The 15,363-nt window shown below is 62.0% G+C and carries 11 protein-coding genes; 5 read left to right on the top strand and 6 right to left on the bottom strand.

Features of this window, described 5'->3' with window-relative positions:
* Positions 1 to 560: 560 nt before the first annotated feature.
* From ubiA to IB264_RS04015, 3 genes are all read right to left on the bottom strand, one after another.
* Complete coding sequence (gene ubiA / locus IB264_RS04025) at positions 561 to 1,520, bottom strand: 4-hydroxybenzoate octaprenyltransferase (RefSeq protein WP_025426129.1); 960 nt, start codon at positions 1,518 to 1,520, stop codon at positions 561 to 563.
* A 76-nt stretch (positions 1,521 to 1,596) separates the two neighbouring features.
* Positions 1,597 to 2,403 carry a MipA/OmpV family protein gene (locus tag IB264_RS04020; RefSeq protein WP_025426128.1) on the bottom strand — a complete coding sequence of 269 codons (807 nt, stop codon included), beginning with the start codon at positions 2,401 to 2,403 and terminating at the stop codon, positions 1,597 to 1,599.
* Between the two features lie 166 nt (positions 2,404 to 2,569).
* On the bottom strand, positions 2,570 to 3,385 hold the full coding sequence (locus IB264_RS04015; protein ID WP_025426127.1) for a helix-turn-helix domain-containing protein: 816 nt from the start codon (positions 3,383 to 3,385) through the stop codon (positions 2,570 to 2,572).
* Positions 3,386 to 3,493: 108 nt separating this feature from the next.
* On the opposite strand from IB264_RS04015, the gene IB264_RS04010 reads away from it, so the two are divergent.
* From IB264_RS04010 to IB264_RS03990, 5 genes are all read left to right on the top strand, one after another.
* Positions 3,494 to 4,693, top strand: coding sequence for an MFS transporter (locus IB264_RS04010; protein WP_057211584.1), 1,200 nt, complete (start codon positions 3,494 to 3,496; stop codon positions 4,691 to 4,693).
* Between the two features lie 170 nt (positions 4,694 to 4,863).
* On the top strand, positions 4,864 to 5,904 hold the full coding sequence (locus IB264_RS04005) for a spermidine/putrescine ABC transporter substrate-binding protein (protein ID WP_192433183.1): 1,041 nt from the start codon (positions 4,864 to 4,866) through the stop codon (positions 5,902 to 5,904).
* Entirely contained in the window at positions 5,901 to 8,264 is a 2,364-nt protein-coding gene (locus tag IB264_RS04000; protein WP_025426124.1) for a bifunctional diguanylate cyclase/phosphodiesterase, read from the top strand. Before IB264_RS04005 ends, IB264_RS04000 begins: the two co-directional genes overlap by 4 nt.
* A 148-nt stretch (positions 8,265 to 8,412) precedes the next feature.
* Positions 8,413 to 9,684 (top strand): phosphoribosylamine--glycine ligase, encoded by a 1,272-nt coding sequence (gene purD / locus IB264_RS03995; RefSeq protein WP_025426123.1) that lies wholly within the window; start codon positions 8,413 to 8,415, stop codon positions 9,682 to 9,684.
* A gap of 209 nt (positions 9,685 to 9,893) precedes the next feature.
* Positions 9,894 to 10,421 carry a plant virulence effector HPE1-like domain-containing protein gene (locus tag IB264_RS03990; RefSeq protein ID WP_025426122.1) on the top strand — a complete coding sequence of 176 codons (528 nt, stop codon included), beginning with the start codon at positions 9,894 to 9,896 and terminating at the stop codon, positions 10,419 to 10,421.
* A gap of 133 nt (positions 10,422 to 10,554) precedes the next feature.
* Here the strand turns inward: IB264_RS03990 and IB264_RS03985 are convergent, their stop codons facing one another.
* The 3 genes from IB264_RS03985 to IB264_RS03975 form a co-directional block, all read right to left on the bottom strand.
* On the bottom strand, positions 10,555 to 11,058 hold the full coding sequence (locus IB264_RS03985; RefSeq protein ID WP_025426121.1) for a DUF523 domain-containing protein: 504 nt from the start codon (positions 11,056 to 11,058) through the stop codon (positions 10,555 to 10,557).
* A 14-nt stretch (positions 11,059 to 11,072) separates the two neighbouring features.
* Positions 11,073 to 13,238: a glycine--tRNA ligase subunit beta gene (gene glyS, locus IB264_RS03980; protein ID WP_025426120.1), complete on the bottom strand. Its 2,166-nt coding sequence runs from the start codon at positions 13,236 to 13,238 to the stop codon at positions 11,073 to 11,075.
* A gap of 113 nt (positions 13,239 to 13,351) precedes the next feature.
* Entirely contained in the window at positions 13,352 to 15,292 is a 1,941-nt protein-coding gene (locus IB264_RS03975; RefSeq protein WP_025426119.1) for a DUF2207 domain-containing protein, read from the bottom strand.
* Positions 15,293 to 15,363: the final 71 nt, after the last annotated feature.

The raw sequence follows: 15,363 nt of genomic DNA, 5'->3' as shown, positions 1-15,363 counted from the left end.
CCAAAGGGAAGTGCGGTTCGATCCGCGCCATCTGGCGCTCGCTCAACAAAAACAAATCATCCATCACGGCCTCCTGTCGGAAACCGTGAATCACATCTCAAACGAAATTAATAGGTCCTGAGCCTAGGGCTTAACCGAATACCTCCAGTGCAAAAGCCGGCCGTTCCCTGCGGCCGGTTTTTGTATGCAGCAAGTCTGAAGTGCTACAGCGTCCTTAGCGCGTCATACTTGACGCGCGGCGCTGTAACGCCAAAACGTTCACAGCCAAATCGCGGGTGTTCCTTCGGAAACAGCCGCCTCGCCTTCTTCGTGCCATATCCGACCCATAGCCAAGGTCACGAAAGAAGGAGATACCCGATGCGCAAGTCTCTTGCCGCCACCATTGACGCAATCGTTGCGATTTTCCGTGCGCGCACCGAGGCGAAGAAGCGCAAGGCTGCCAGCGCAATCAGCTGGGGCTGAGCGATCAGGCTCTCGCAGATCTCTCGGGAAAGTGCCGGCGGACGTGTATCAAACATTTCGGATAGACTGCAGGATCCTCCGCCAAAACGGAGGGTTTTTCATATCAGCCGAACGAAAAGGGCCGCGACCAGCCCGGCGAAAATGATCAATCCCACGACACCATTGAACTTGAACAATGCGAGGCATTGCGAAGGGTCGTGGATGTTCAGCACCAGGATCTGATAGATCAGCAACACGGCCGCGATCAGCAAACCGAGATAGGCAAACAGCCCGGCCCCTGCGGCGAGAAACGCCAGAAGCATCAGCGCGATGGCAAGTCCATAGAGCCCGATCAACCAAGGGCGTGGATTGTCGCCGAAGCGGCGAGCCGTCGACCGCACCCCGATAAGTTCGTCATCTTCCCTATCCTGGTAGGCGTAGATCGTGTCGTAGCCGATCGTCCAGGCGATCGCCGCGCCGTAGAGCAGCACGGGCGCAAACGAAAGCGTCCCGAACTCGGCCGACCAGCCCATGATCGCCCCCCAGGAAAACGCAAGGCCGAGGAAGAACTGCGGCCAGTCGGTAAACCGCTTGGCGAAGGGATAGATTGCGACAAGCCCCAGCGACAGGATACCGAGCCAAATGGTGACGGCATTGAATTGTAGCAGCACCACCAGCCCGACAAGTGCCTGCAGCACCATGAAGGCCTTTGCCTGAAAGCGGGAGACCCGGCCCGATGGCAAGGGGCGCGAGCGCGTTCGCGCCACTTCCATGTCGATGTCATGATCGACGATGTCGTTGAAGGTGCAGCCCGCGCCGCGCATGGCGATGGCGCCGGCGATGAAGAGGAAGCTATGAAAAACGAACCGGCCGAGCGAAAATTGCCCCGCTGCCGCCGCCGTGCCCGAGGCCAGAGCGACCGACCACAGACAGGGCCACATCAGCAATTGCCAGCCGATCGGGCGGTCCCAGCGAGCAAGTTGCGCATAGGGCCACAGCGCACGCGGCAGCACGCGGTAGACCCAGTTGTTCGACGGCGCGTCGTGGACGCGCCCGGAATCGGCGGAGGACGTGTTCATGCCTCCTGTTTGACGCTACGCGCCGGGGCGGTCAAGCGGTTCGATGCCGCACCGTCCCGCCGCTTGGCGCCACCGTTCAGGGAAGCGTGAAGTCGAAGCGATAGGTGGCCGACAGGCCAACGAGGAACTGGTTGCGGCTGCCGCGCTCGCGCACGAGGCTCGAGTCGGCCGCCGGGCCCATCAGGCGGCGATATTCGGCATAGGCACCGGTCTCAAGCTTTTCCGTTGCCTGCCAATTGATCGCCGCACCAACACCGACGGAATCAATGCCGCCATGCGGATTATAGGTGCTGAGGCCTGATGCTGCCGATTCGGCATCGTTCACGCCGTAATAGGCGCTGAAATAGTCGCTGGTGGCGGCCGTCATACGCGGACCGGCAGAAATGCGCACATTGCTGCTGATGTCGGTAAAGGCATCGGCGGTGACATCGGCGACGATACCGTGGTGGCTGCGAATGCCCTGTCGGACTTCCGCGCGCACGCGCAGCCAATCGGTCGGATAGACCTCGGCGAAGCCGCCGAGTTCTCCACCGAACTTGACGGGGGCGAGCCCCCTAAGGTCGCTGGAGGTATTCTCGTCGCGCTCGAAGATCAGCTTGCCGGCGACGCCGGCGCGGAACCCGCCCTGGTCCAGCAGCGCATAGGACATGTTGTCGTTGCGCGACGAGAAGCGAACGGTGCTGCCGGCCTTGCCGAGCGATATCAGCGGCGCGGCCTGGAACATGCGCTTGGAGGCGCCTTCGTATTTCGGGCCGAGAAAGCCGGTGGCGCCGACCTTCAAGTACCAGTCGCCCGACCAGAAATACTGGCCGTCAGCAGCCGAGGCGGTGCCTGCGGACAACAAAAGGGTTCCAGAAAGGAGAAGAAAAGAACGGATACGCAAGGAACAACTCCGGAAGAATCATTCGCCGGGGCGAAGTTTGAACGTGCCCTGCGCGCCGGCCATTGGCGCCATCTGAAAGGACACGGGGGCGACTTATTGCCCCTTGTTCCTACGATTCCGTTAACCAGGTCAATTCAACTCCCGTTTGCCATGCCGGCGACGATGCCTACCGGCCCTGGTACATTTTCAGGTAGTGACTGGGGGCGCTTCCAAGCATGCGGCGAAACATCGTGGTGAAGGCCGCAACGTTCTCGTAGCCGGCATCAAGCGCGACATTGGTGACGGATTCACCGTCCGCAAGGCGCGGCAACGATGCGAAGATGCAGGCCTGTTGGCGCCAGGTGACGAAACTGACCCCTGTCTCGTTGCGGAACATCCGCGTGAATGTCCGTCGGCTGAGACCCAGGCGATCGGCCCACTGGTCGATATTGGCGGTCGCCGACGGTGCCTCCAGGAACTGCCGGCAGAGAAGCGCCAGTTTCTGCTCACGCGGGAAAGGCAGGCCGAGCGGCCGCTCATGCAGAAGAGCGATCTCTTCGAGCAGGAGATCCATGATCAGCTGTTCCCGCCGTTCCGACATGGTCTCGCTCTCGACGCTGACAAGCGCATCGACCAGGCTGCCCGCAAGCGGGGTGATTTCCATTACCATCGGCCGTTCGGCGCGCAGCAGCGATGGGGTGAAATAGATCGAGTGCATGCGCACATCGCTGATCATCTCGGTCGAATGCTCGACCCCCGCGGGGATCAGTAAGGCGTGCCCCGGCGGGACGAGCCAACGTCCGTGGGCGGTACGCACAAGGACAACGCCTTGCCGCGCCCACCACAATTGCGTGCGGGTATGGCTGTGGAGTGGAACGGTCAGGCCCGCGCCATAATCGCGGCCGAGAGCGAGCACGGCGGAGTTTCCGGTCTCGATCCAGTCCAGGTTCCTGAAATGGTCGGCGTCGGGCAGTTCGGGCAAATTTATTCGATGGATCGGCATTGGCCCACTCGCGAAAGAACTCGACCACATCACAAAAGCAGGCCATGGGCAAGATCAGTAGAGATATCCGTCGCCGCACACAACCATCGAGACGGCAAGGAAACATCCATGGCAACGGTTACTTCAACGGGGAGCATAACCCCGGAAAAGACGGCATTCTCCGTCATCCTGGCAGTCAGCTTCTGCCACATGCTGAACGACATCATGCAGTCGCTGCTGACGGCGCTCTATCCCTTGCTCAAGGCGAACTATTCGCTCGATTTCGTGCAGATCGGGCTTCTGACCTTCACCTTCCAGTTGACAGCCTCGATGCTGCAGCCGGCCGTCGGCATCATCACCGACCGCTGGGCACTGCCCTATTCGCTGCCGGTAGCGATGCTTTCCACCTGCTCCGGCCTCATCCTGCTCGCCAACGCGCATGATTTCCCGATGCTGCTTCTGGCTGCAAGCATGATCGGCGTCGGCTCGGCGATCTTCCATCCGGAATCTTCGCGGATCGCTCGCCTCGCTTCGGGCGGGCGGCATGGCCTGGCGCAATCGCTGTTCCAGGTCGGCGGCAATGCCGGTAGCGCCATGGGGCCGCTGCTCGCAGCCTTCATCGTCATCCCCTTCGGCCAGGGCAGCCTCAGCTGGTTCTCGATCGTCGCGGTCATCGGATTCTTCGTGCTCACCTGGGTCAGCACCTGGTATGTGCGCCACCGTCGCTCGTCGATGAGCAAGCCGGCGCCGAGCCGCGCCTTGCCGCTGCCGAAGAACCGCGTGATCTGGGCCGTCGCCGTGCTGGTGCTGCTGACCGCCACCAAGAACGTCTACATGGCCAGCATCTCCAGCTATTTCACCTTCTTCGTCATCGAGAAGTTCAGCGTTACCGTTCAGCAAGCACAGCTGATGCTGTTCCTGTTCCTGGGCGCTGCCGCCGCCGGCACTTTCCTCGGCGGTCCGATCGGCGACCGTTACGGCGCGCGCTTCGTCATCTGGTTCTCGATCCTCGGCGTCATCCCCTTCGCGCTGATGCTGCCCTATGCGAACCTCTTCTGGACGGGCGTGCTGTCGATCATCATCGGCTTCATCTTCTCCTCGGCGTTTTCGGCGATCGTCGTTTTCGCGCAGGAACTAGTGCCGGGACGCGTGGGGCTGATTGCCGGTGTCTTCTTTGGTTTCGCCTTCGGCTTCGGCGGCATGGGTGCGGCTCTTCTCGGCATTTTTGCTGACCGGCAGGGCATCGAGTTCGTCTACACGGTCTGCTCGTATCTACCGCTGCTCGGCATTCTGACGATCCTTCTGCCGAGGATGCCCGCGCGGCATTAGGCAGACATCCAGCAGCAGACTTTTCAACGGGCGCCGCCATGCGGCGCCCGTTCTGTTTTTCCGCCCGGCAACGCCTTGCTCCAACCATGCTATTTCCCGCAGCCCTGCGTAATCATTCATCAATTTTTGCGCGCTACGGTCGCTGGATGGGGCTTGGGCAGGGGTAGACAATGCGAGCGCGATCGGCGATTCCCGCCTTTTTGACGACGTTGCTCCTGGCAACGGCGGGGCAAGCCGAAACGCTCAACCTGCTGATCTGGGAATCCTATATCGATCAGGCGATCCTCGACCGCTGGACGGCAATAACCGGCGTAGGAATCCATCAGGTCTACTACGACAACGGCGATACCCGCGACGAGGTGTTGGCCGACCCGAACAGCATCGTCGATCTGGTGGTGACCGGCGAGAACGGCGCCGCGCTCTTTGGGCGCAGAGGCGTGCTCGAGGCTGTCGACGAGACCAATGTCGCCTCGCTCAGGGATTATGACGAAAGCTGGCGCAAGCGCTGCTCGAACCATGGCCTGCCCTATCTCTGGGGCACGATGGGCCTTCTCTACCGATCGGACATGCTGCCTGAAGCGCCCACGTCCTGGCGCGACCTGATGCAGCCGGCTCCGACGCTGACCAAGCACGTCGCCATGTACGACGACCACAACGAGGCCTTTGTCGCCCCCCTCATGCTGCTCGGCGAGTCGATCAACACCAACGACCAGGCAACGCTCAAGACCGCCTTCAACCTGATGAAGCAACAGGCACCGGCGGTTCTGACCTATGAATACGTCATAAGCTCGATCCAGAACCAGGCCATCGGCAAGGACATCCATCTGGCGCTTGGCTATAGCGGCGATCAGCACGTCCTAAACGAAAAGGCCGGTACACCGGGCATCTGGCGCTATGTCGTGCCCAAGGAAGGCACGCTTTCCTGGCTCGATTGCATGTCGGTCGTCGCCAAGTCGCCGAACAAGGCACGGGCGCTCGCCTTCCTGGACTATATCGGCTCGCCCGGAAGTGCCGCCGCAAACGCACAGGCGCTCAATATGCCGACGCCGAGCAAAGCCGCCTTTGCGTTGTTGCCGGAGGCGATGCGCGCGGACCAGGCGATCTACCCGTCGCCAGACATTCTGGCCAAGAGTCAGTACCAGCAGGAACTGTCAACGACGTCGGTGCAGCTGCGCCGGCGCATCATCAGCACATTGGCGAATTTCCAGTGACCCTCGGCAAGCGCGCACTCATCCTGATCTTTCCCGTGGTGCTGGCCGGCTATCTGCTGGCGGCGATCTCGGTCCATGTCACCCAGAGCCGATCGATCCGGGCGCTGGAACATGCCAAGCTGTCCCAGCGGCTGGAACATGCCGCCGCCGTCTTCCAGAACGAGATCGGCCGCAGCAAGGGCTTTCTCAATGCGCTCCTGAACAGCAATTCGCTGCGCCAGTACATCTCTGAAACCGACAAGAACTACCGGGCCAATGCGCTCGGCGTCCGGCTGCAGGAAAGTGTCAAGTCGCTCTCCGACGACCCGACGGGCTACGTGTCCCTGTCGATCCTGACATCGAACCTGCAATCAGAATACTATTTCGAAAACAGCTGGGATCCCTTCGCCGAAATCGACGAGGCGCAGCTCAATCTGGCACGGCGACTGATACGCGAAGAAAAGCTTGTCGACTGGACCTACCTCTACGACGGCGGGCACAAGGCGCGGATCGTCTATTCCTACTTCCTCGATCCCGTTACCTTCACGCGACCGCTGCCGAGCAAGAAATCGGGCGCGCTGCTTATCCAGGTGGCGATCCAGCCGGATCGTTTCCTCGACATGCAGGAAACACTCAAGCAGGAATACGGCGCCGACGTCGTCCTTCAGCCGTGGCCGCTCGCGATTACCGACGACCTTTCGGCAAGCGTGCATCTCGGGCCATCGCTCTATGCGACGCTGACGGTTTCGAGCAATCATTTCGACCGGCTGATGGCCCAGCAGAAACTGCTGCTGGCATTTGGTGCCGTGGCGATGAGCCTGTTTTCGATCTGGCTGATCATCGTTCTCATCCGTCGGTTCATCACCGACCCGATCGCCAAGCTCGACGCCAACGTTATGGCCGTCATGGTCGGCGCCCATGACGAGATCCGCAACATGGAGGAGAAGGGCGAGATCGGGCGACTGACGGAAAACATCAGAGAGCTGCATCGCCAGTCCGAACAATCGCTCAAGCTGGTGCAGCGCAGCTCCTGGACCGACACGCTGACCGGCATCAGCAATCGCGGTCATTTCAACGCGGTTGCCGCCGGCATCGTGCGCGAGGCCATTGTCTCGGGTGAAAAATGCAGCCTGCTGTTCATCGACATCGACAACTTCAAATTCGTCAATGACAAGCATGGCCACGAGATCGGCGACGAACTCTTAAAGACCCTGGCAACGCGCATCGCCGAGAATGTCGAAGCGATCACCGAGCGACGCGGCCAGAAGCCGGCGATCCTGGCGCGGCTCTCAGGCGACGAATTCGCGGTGCTGGTCCGCTCCCGACCGGGCGACGGCACGGTCCGCGAAGTCGCTGCGGCCATCCTGGCGCTGTTCGAAGATGGCTTCGAAGTCTCCGGCAAGAGCTATCCGGTGACGGCCAGCATCGGCGCTGCCATCTGCCCGGATGACGCGACCAACCTTGCCGAGCTGATTTCAAATGCGGACGCGGCGATGTATCAGGCAAAGACTAGCGGCAAGAACCGCTCTTCCCGGTTCTCGCGCGCCCTGCACGACAAGCGCACCCGTCTGCGCCAGATCCAGGACGAGTTGCGCTCGCTCGATCCGGACGAGCAATTCCATCTGGTCTACATGCCGATCGTCGACACCGACGGTCGCGTGACCGGCTGCGAAGCGCTGCTGCGCTGGTATTCGCCGGTACTCGGTAACGTGACGCCGGACGAATTCGTGCCGATCGCCGAAAGCTCCGGCCTCTTCACCAAGATCGACTGGTGGGTGATCAACCAGGCCATGTCCGACTGCCGGCAGCTAAAGGCACTCTTCGGTCCCGATACGATCCTGGCGATCAACATTTCCTCGGCCGAACTGCATTCGAAGGCGATTGCCGACTATTTCTCCGATTGTATCAACCGCCATGGACTGCAGCCGCAATCGATCGAAATTGAGCTGACCGAGACTTTCGCGGTCAAGTTCAGCGACCAGCTCCGCCGCAACATCGACGAACTGCGCCAAAAGGGCTTCCGCCTGTCGATCGACGATTTCGGCGCCGGCTATACCTCTGTCCAGCAGATCATCGAATACACCGCCGATACGATCAAACTGGACCGGGCGCTCGTTTCTAACCTCACGGCATCGCAATCACTGCCGGTTCTGAGGGCGTTGATCGCGCTGTGCCACGCCAAGGACGTTGCCGTGGTCGGGGAAGGCGTCGACACGCCGGAGAAACTCTCGATGCTGACTGCTGCAGGGTGCGATCTCTTCCAGGGCTACCTTATCAGCAAGCCGCTACCACTTGAGGATCTCGGCATCTGGGCGCTGACGCGCACCGCCCGCTACGGCCAGGAGCAGGATGATCGCAAGAACCAGCAGGCAATCGCCTGAGCGCATGTCGGTCTACTCTCTCCCGTGACGCTCCGGACAAGGTGCACTCCGAGGCGGGAATCGTGCGCCATAGCCCCCTGCCCCCTTGACCTGACAGCCGCCTCGCCTTAACCGCAACGCAACAATTTCGGCATGTCGGGGGCAGGCAATGAAGGTTCTTCTGATCGGATCGGGTGGACGCGAACATGCGCTGGCATGGAAGATCGCGCAGTCGCCGAAATTGACCAAGCTCTATGCCGCGCCCGGCAATCCTGGCATTGCCGAGGAAGCAACGCTCGTTGCGCTCGACACCGACAATCATGCCGCCGTTGCGGACTTCTGCCTGAAAGAGGCGATCGATTTCGTCGTGGTCGGGCCGGAAGGCCCGCTCGTGGCCGGCCTTGCAGACGTGCTGCGCGCTGCCGGTGTCGCCGTCTTCGGCCCTTCCGCTTCCGCGGCCCAGCTTGAAGGTTCCAAGGGCTTCACCAAAGACCTCTGCGCCAGATACGATATCCCGACCGGCGCCTACGGTCGCTTCACCGACGCTGAATCCGCCAAGGCCTATGTGTGCGAGCAGGGCGCGCCGATCGTCATCAAGGCCGATGGACTCGCCGCCGGCAAGGGTGTGACCGTTGCCATGGAACTCGACGAAGCGCTCGCTGCTGTCGATGACTGCTTCGATGGCGCCTTCGGCGCGGCCGGCGCGGAAGTGGTGGTCGAAGCCTATCTCGACGGCGAGGAGGCAAGCTTCTTCTGCCTCAGCGACGGCAAGACCGCGCTCGCGCTTGCCTCGGCACAAGACCACAAGCGCGTCGGCGATGGCGACACCGGCCCGAATACCGGCGGCATGGGCGCCTATTCGCCAGCGCCTGTGATGACATCAGAAATGACCGAGCGCACGATGAAGGAGATCATCGAGCCGACCATGCGCGGCATGGCGGAGAGCGGACATCCCTTTTCCGGCGTGTTCTTCGCCGGGCTGATGATCACCGCCAAGGGGCCGGAGCTGATCGAGTACAATGTGCGTTTCGGCGACCCGGAATGCCAGGTGCTGATGATGCGCATGAAGAGCGACCTCTTGCCACTGCTTTATGCCGCGGCGACGGGCACGCTTGCGGGCATGGAAGCCGAATGGCGCGACGAAACGGCACTGACGGTGGTCATGGCGTCGAAGGGATATCCGGGCAGCTACGACAAGAACTCGCCCATTGCTGCGCTGCCCGAGGCCTCGCCTGAGACCAAGGTGTTTCACGCCGGCACAGCGATGAAGGACGGCAGCCTGGTTGCAACGGGCGGGCGGGTGCTGAACATCACGGCGATCGGCGAAAGCGCAAGCGCTGCCAAGGACCGCGCCTATTCGGCAGTCGACGGCGTTTCCTGGGACAACGGCTTCTATCGCCACGATATCGGCTGGCGCGCGGTTGCCCGCGAGAAGGCCTGACCGCCGCCGGTAAATGCGCCGGATCATTCAATTTTTACCAATTCTCCTGACGGGAAAGTAAGAGAGAACGCATATTCTTGCCGACTGCATGGTTCCTTAAATCGTAGCCGATTTCAGGACAAAACATGCAGCAATTCAAAGTGCTACAGCGACCTTTGCGCGTCTGATAAGACGCGCGGCGCTGTAGAACAAACTCGGAGAGAAGACCGATGCGCCTGTTGCTGATCACCACCGCCGTTGCGCTCGCCGCCGGCAGCGCCTGGGCACAGTCGATCGAAGCTGTCGTTTCCGGGGAGGCCGTCAATTCCAGCGTGGCCTCTGTCTCCTGCGCACAATGCCCGCCGCTGCAGATCAAGAAGAAGGTCACCTATGTGGTGCCTGAGATCGAGAATGGCAGCGAGAAGGTCGAGCTCAAGCAAATCAACGGTGAGATGCGGCTTGTGCGCACCGAAGCCTGGCTCGGCGGCTCGCCGGTTGTTTTCGTCAGCAAGCCTTCTGAGGAGGCTGTCAAAGCAGCCGCGAACGGAGCCGAACAGGCGGATACGGCGACCGCTGCGGCCGATATCGATATCGCGAACCCGGGCAATCATGACTTGGCTGCGTCTGTGATCGACGAGACCGCCAAAACTGCCGCGGTTCAGACCCTTACACAGGCAGAGCCGGCAGTCGCGGCATCTGTGGCCGCCGAAAGCTCACGGCAATTTGATCCGACCGGCCTCGAACTTCGGCTAAACTGAGGGCCTAAACGGGAAAGTTCCCTGCCCCGGCCAGCCTCCCCTGCATTCAAGGGCTGACGGGCAATTCGCTGAAACAGCGAGAGATTGCGCCCCTGAGAGAAGCAGGGGCGCAATCTTTTTATCTGGGCTCGTGTTATCTGGGTTGGCGTGGGCCATCGATCCGCTCGACCAAGGCTTCAATCTCCCTGTCGGAATAAACCTCGATACCGTTCCTTGCGAGCAGCGCGGCCGTAACCCCCTGCCCCGCGTGGCGTGCGCCGGAAAACGTGCCGTCGTAGACGAAACCCGATCCGCAGGACGGGCTGCCGTCGATCAACAGCGCGAAACGACAGTCCGTTTCGCGCGCGAGCGCCAGCGCATTCTCGGCGGCGTCCAGAAACTCACCGGTGATATCGCGGCCGGTATTCTCGACGACGGTTGCCCCGCCGTCGAGCACGTTGGTGCCGGACATGCCGGACGCGATCTCGGCCGGCGGACGCGGCACCGGCATGCCGGCCGACATTTCGGGACAGATGGTGACGAGCCGGCCCTCTAGGCGCCAGCGGTCGATGGCCGGATGGACGAGCGGCTTCGACGCGCCATCGTAGCGCACGGCATGGCCCATGAGGCAGGCGCTGACGAGGATCTTCGCCGTCATGCACACCTCCCCCGTCATCCCGCGATCTTGGAGAAATCGGCAACCGTGCCGGTCGCCGAGCGGATGAGACCGAGCAGTGCCAGGCGGTTTGCCCGAATCGACACGTCATCGTCATTGACGAGAACGTCGTTGAAGAACTGGTCGACCGGTTCGCGCAGCTTCGACAGGGCCTGCATGGCGGAGCGGAAGTCCTCCTTGACGATCGCCTCGCGTGCCTCGCCCGAGCCCAGCTGAACCGCAGCGTGCAGCGCCTTTTCGGCGTCGAGACGGAAGAGATCAGCGTCGACGGCGTCGGCCACGGCCGTACCTTTTTTCTCTTCGGCTGCGAGGATCTGCGTCGCGCGCTTGGTGCCGGCGAGCAGGTTCTTGCCCTCTTCGTCGGTGATGAAGGCGGTCAGCGCCTCGACGCGACGGGCGATCATCAGCAGATCGTCCGCATCCGACGTCAGCACCGCATCGATCAGGTCGTGACGGGCGCCGAGATCGCGCAGATAGACCTTGAGGCGATCGTGGAAGAAGGAGAGCAGGTCCGCCGACACATCGCTCGTCAGCGCCGGCTTCTGCGCCCGCAGGGCGGTCAGCGCGATCTCGAGGAACGGCGTGAGCGGCAGGCGCGCCTTGCCTTCAAGGATGAGGCGGATAACGCCGAGCGCGGCGCGGCGCAGGGCGTATGGATCCTTGGAGCCGGTCGGCTTTTCGTCGATCGCCCAGAAACCGACGAGCGTGTCGAGCTTGTCGGCCAGCGCCACGGTCACGGCGACGGCATCGGTCGGCGCGCGGTCCGAGGGGCCATTCGGCTTCCAATGATCTTCGATTGCCGTTGCGACGGAAGCGTCTTCGCCCTGGAGCAGCGCATATTTGCGACCCATGATGCCCTGAAGTTCGGGGAACTCGCCGACGGCTTCGGTGCGCAGGTCAGCCTTTGCCAGCACCACGGCACGATCGACCAACTTGGCGTCGGCGCCGGTTACCTTGGCAAGCTCGGCGGCAAGCGCACGGATGCGGGCAACACGTTCGCCCTGTGTGCCGAGCTTGGCATGGAAGGTGACGTTCAGCGCATCGAGTTTCGCCATGCGCTGGTCGAGCGGCTTGTGGAGATCGAGGTCGAATTTTTCAGCCGACGGCTTCAATGTTTCCAGGTCCGGCAGGTTGCCCTGGTCGCGGTGCCAGAAGTGGGCGGCGTCCGACAGGCGGGCGCGCACGACCTTGCCGTTGCCGTGAACGATCTCCTTGCCGCCGTCCTTCGCCTCGATGTTGGAAACGAGGATGAACTTGTTGGAGAGCGTTTCCGCACCCGGCGCGCGGGTCACGAAACACTTCTGGTTGGTCTTGATCGTCAGGCGGATGATTTCCGAGGGGATTTCGAGATAGCTCTCTTCAAAGCTTCCCATCAGCACCTGCGGCCATTCGACGAGGCCGGAAACCTCCTCGAGCAGGCCTTCGTCCTCGACGAGTTCGAGGCCGTTGGCAAAGGCGATATTATGTGCGTCAGCCGAGATCATCTGCTTGCGGCGTTCGCCGTCGAGCACGACCTTCGCCCGCTCCAGCTTCTCGGCATAGTCGGCAAAGCGGCGCACGGTGATCGCTTCGGGCGCGTGAAAGCGGTGGCCGTAGGTGACGTTGGAGGCGACGATGCCGTCGACCTCGAAGGGGATCACATGGGTTTCGTCGGTTTCCGAGCCGAAGGTGCAGACGATCGACTGCAGCGGACGGACCCAGCGCAGAGCGCCCGGCTTGGCCGAGGCAGCCCCGGAGCGCATCGGCTTCGGCCAGGGAAAGTTGCGGATGATCTCGGGCATCGCCTCAGCGACGATCTCTTCGGCCGGACGGCCCGGCTTGACGATATGGGCGACGTAAAAATCACCCTTCTTCGGATCGCTATGGACATGGGCCTCGCTGATCGAAGAAAGGCCGGCACCGCGCAGAAAGCCCTCGATCGCCTTTTCGTTGGCGTCGGTACGCGGACCCTTGCGGTCTTCGCGCACATCGGCGGAACGGGCATTGAGGCCGCGGATATCGAGCGTCAGCCGGCGTGGCGTCCAGTATTCACGCGCACCCTCATAGGTCAAACCCGCTTCCACCAGCGCATCGGTCAGCAGCTTCTTGAGGTCGCCGGCCGCCTTGCGCTGCAAGCGGGCAGGAATTTCCTCGGAGCGGAGTTCGATAAGAAGATCGGGCATGGGAGATGACTTTTTCTGTTCCGGACGGTTGGCGCCGACTTAGCAAGCTCTGGCGAAAATGTCACCAAGCCCGACGATGAATTTGATTTAGAGGCAGGAGGGTCGCGGTACGATCACCAGCCGCCGCCGCCGCCACCGCCGCCACCGCCGCCGGAAAAACCGCCGCCCGTGGAAAAGCCCGACGACGAGGATTTCGGCGGGGGCGGCAAGGAGGAGGTCATGGTGTCGGCCATCGAGCCGGCAAAGCCGCCGATCCGATCCCCGAACGAACTCGATCCGAAGCCATCGCCATGGTACCAGGCAGGCTGGTAGGCGGCAGTGGCAGCTGGCCCGGCAGCGGCAGCCAGCAGCCAGTGATCGAAGGTTTGCGTCCACGGCTTTTCCACCCCAAGCGCAACGGCATAGGGCAACAGGGTCTCGAAATGCCGGGGCGACATTTCGGGCGCACCTTGCATATTCATCCGATCCTTCTCGGCAAGCGTCATGTATTGCCTGAGGCCGTCGATGCCATCCATCATCCGGGTACCGAGCGGCGTCGGCGCGCCCATCAGGAAGAAGAACAGCACGTTGACAAGTACGATGCCGCCGATCGCAAACAGCAGCGGCAGCTCGTCGGTCTCGGAGGCGGAGTAGAAGACGACCGCAAGGATGCTTGAAAAGATGGTGAAGGCGACGAAGCCGATGAAGGCGATCACCACGATCGACATGATCCGGCTCATCAGGCTCTTTTCGCGCCGCAGGGATTTGCCGAAGGAAACGGCGAAGATGGAAACGAAAAAGGCGATGAAGACGGGGACGATCACCAGCGGGATGCTGTCCTCGCTCAAATCGCCGAACAGGAACACCGCGGCGATCGCAAGAACCGAAAGCAGCACCCCGGCAATGATGTAACCGGTGTTGGCCAGATAGTATTTGCCGCGGTGCTCGCGCTCCATGGCATTGCGGAAGTCGGCACCCGTCGCCTGCACCTTCGTGCCATTGGCCCTGTCGATCTTCAACTTGCCGCCGGCGGCATTGACGGCCTTCATCAGGCTCGCCTCGCCGGTCGGCAGCTTTTCGCTGCTGCCCTTGCCGGTCGCGGCAATGATGATGGCGCTCTTCAGATCTTCAAGGACGACATGGCCCTTCACCGCGAGGCTGAGCGCCGATGCCGACAGAGCCGTCCACCCCTCGCCGGAAAAGCCCCTGTTGTCGATATAGTTGACAAGCGCCGGCGAAATGCCCTCAGGCGCGTCCCAGCGCGGCACCATCACGCCGCGCGCCGGGTCCCGGCCCACCTTCAGCCAGGCGCGGCCATAGTAGAGCGCCACCACCACGAGACCTGCTCCAGCAATGACAAGCGCCATATGATCGCGCAGCCACCAGGTGTTTTCCTGGCTCGTGGTCGGCTGGTCGATGCTGCCCTTCGGCATCTTGACCGCGATCGTCAGACCCTCCTTCGGCTCGAGCCGCCGGGTGGTTGCAAAGAAGATTTCGCTGCCTTCCTCCGACGCCAGCGCGTCCTTGCCGGTTGCGCCATAACCGCCGGTGAAAACGTCGAGTGCCTCGGGCCGCACCCCTTCCGGCAGATTGACGGTTGCGCTCGCCTCGTCGATCGGGAACGCCCATTCGGTGCCGGTCACGTTCCAGTAGAGTTCGTCATGATCGTCGAAGAAGCGGATCTGCCGGCTGGTCTCATAGGTGAACTGGAACGTATGCTCGCCGTGTGGCAGAAAGACCTCGGCAGAGCCGGTGTAGATGCGGATGCCGCCCGAGATCGATTCGGTGCGGTAGGGCTCCTCCTCGCCGTCGCGTTCGACCGAAAGCAGCTTGAAATCCACCTTGCTGCGGCGGCCCTTGGCATCGGTGAAGGTCAGCGGCAGGTCACGAAAGATGCCCCGCCGGATCTGGTTTCCCTCGACATTGGCGGTGATCGTCTCGGTGACCGTCAGCGTTCCGTTCTCGGCGACATCGATCACCGAATGATAGGACGAAAACACCTCGTCCGCCCGGCCGACACCCGCTGTCGCCAGCAGGAAGAAGAAGATGCCAAGCAGGGCGACGAAACGGGTCATGCGGTCTCAGACCTTTCGATCGATCTTGAGGAGCGGTTTCATGGTTTTTCGCGTCTCATGGCGGAAAACCG

The organism is Ensifer sp. ENS11 (genome assembly GCF_014851895.1).
GTDB lineage: Bacteria > Pseudomonadota > Alphaproteobacteria > Rhizobiales > Rhizobiaceae > Ensifer > Ensifer canadensis.
This window is presented reverse-complemented; position numbering and strand designations above follow the sequence as displayed.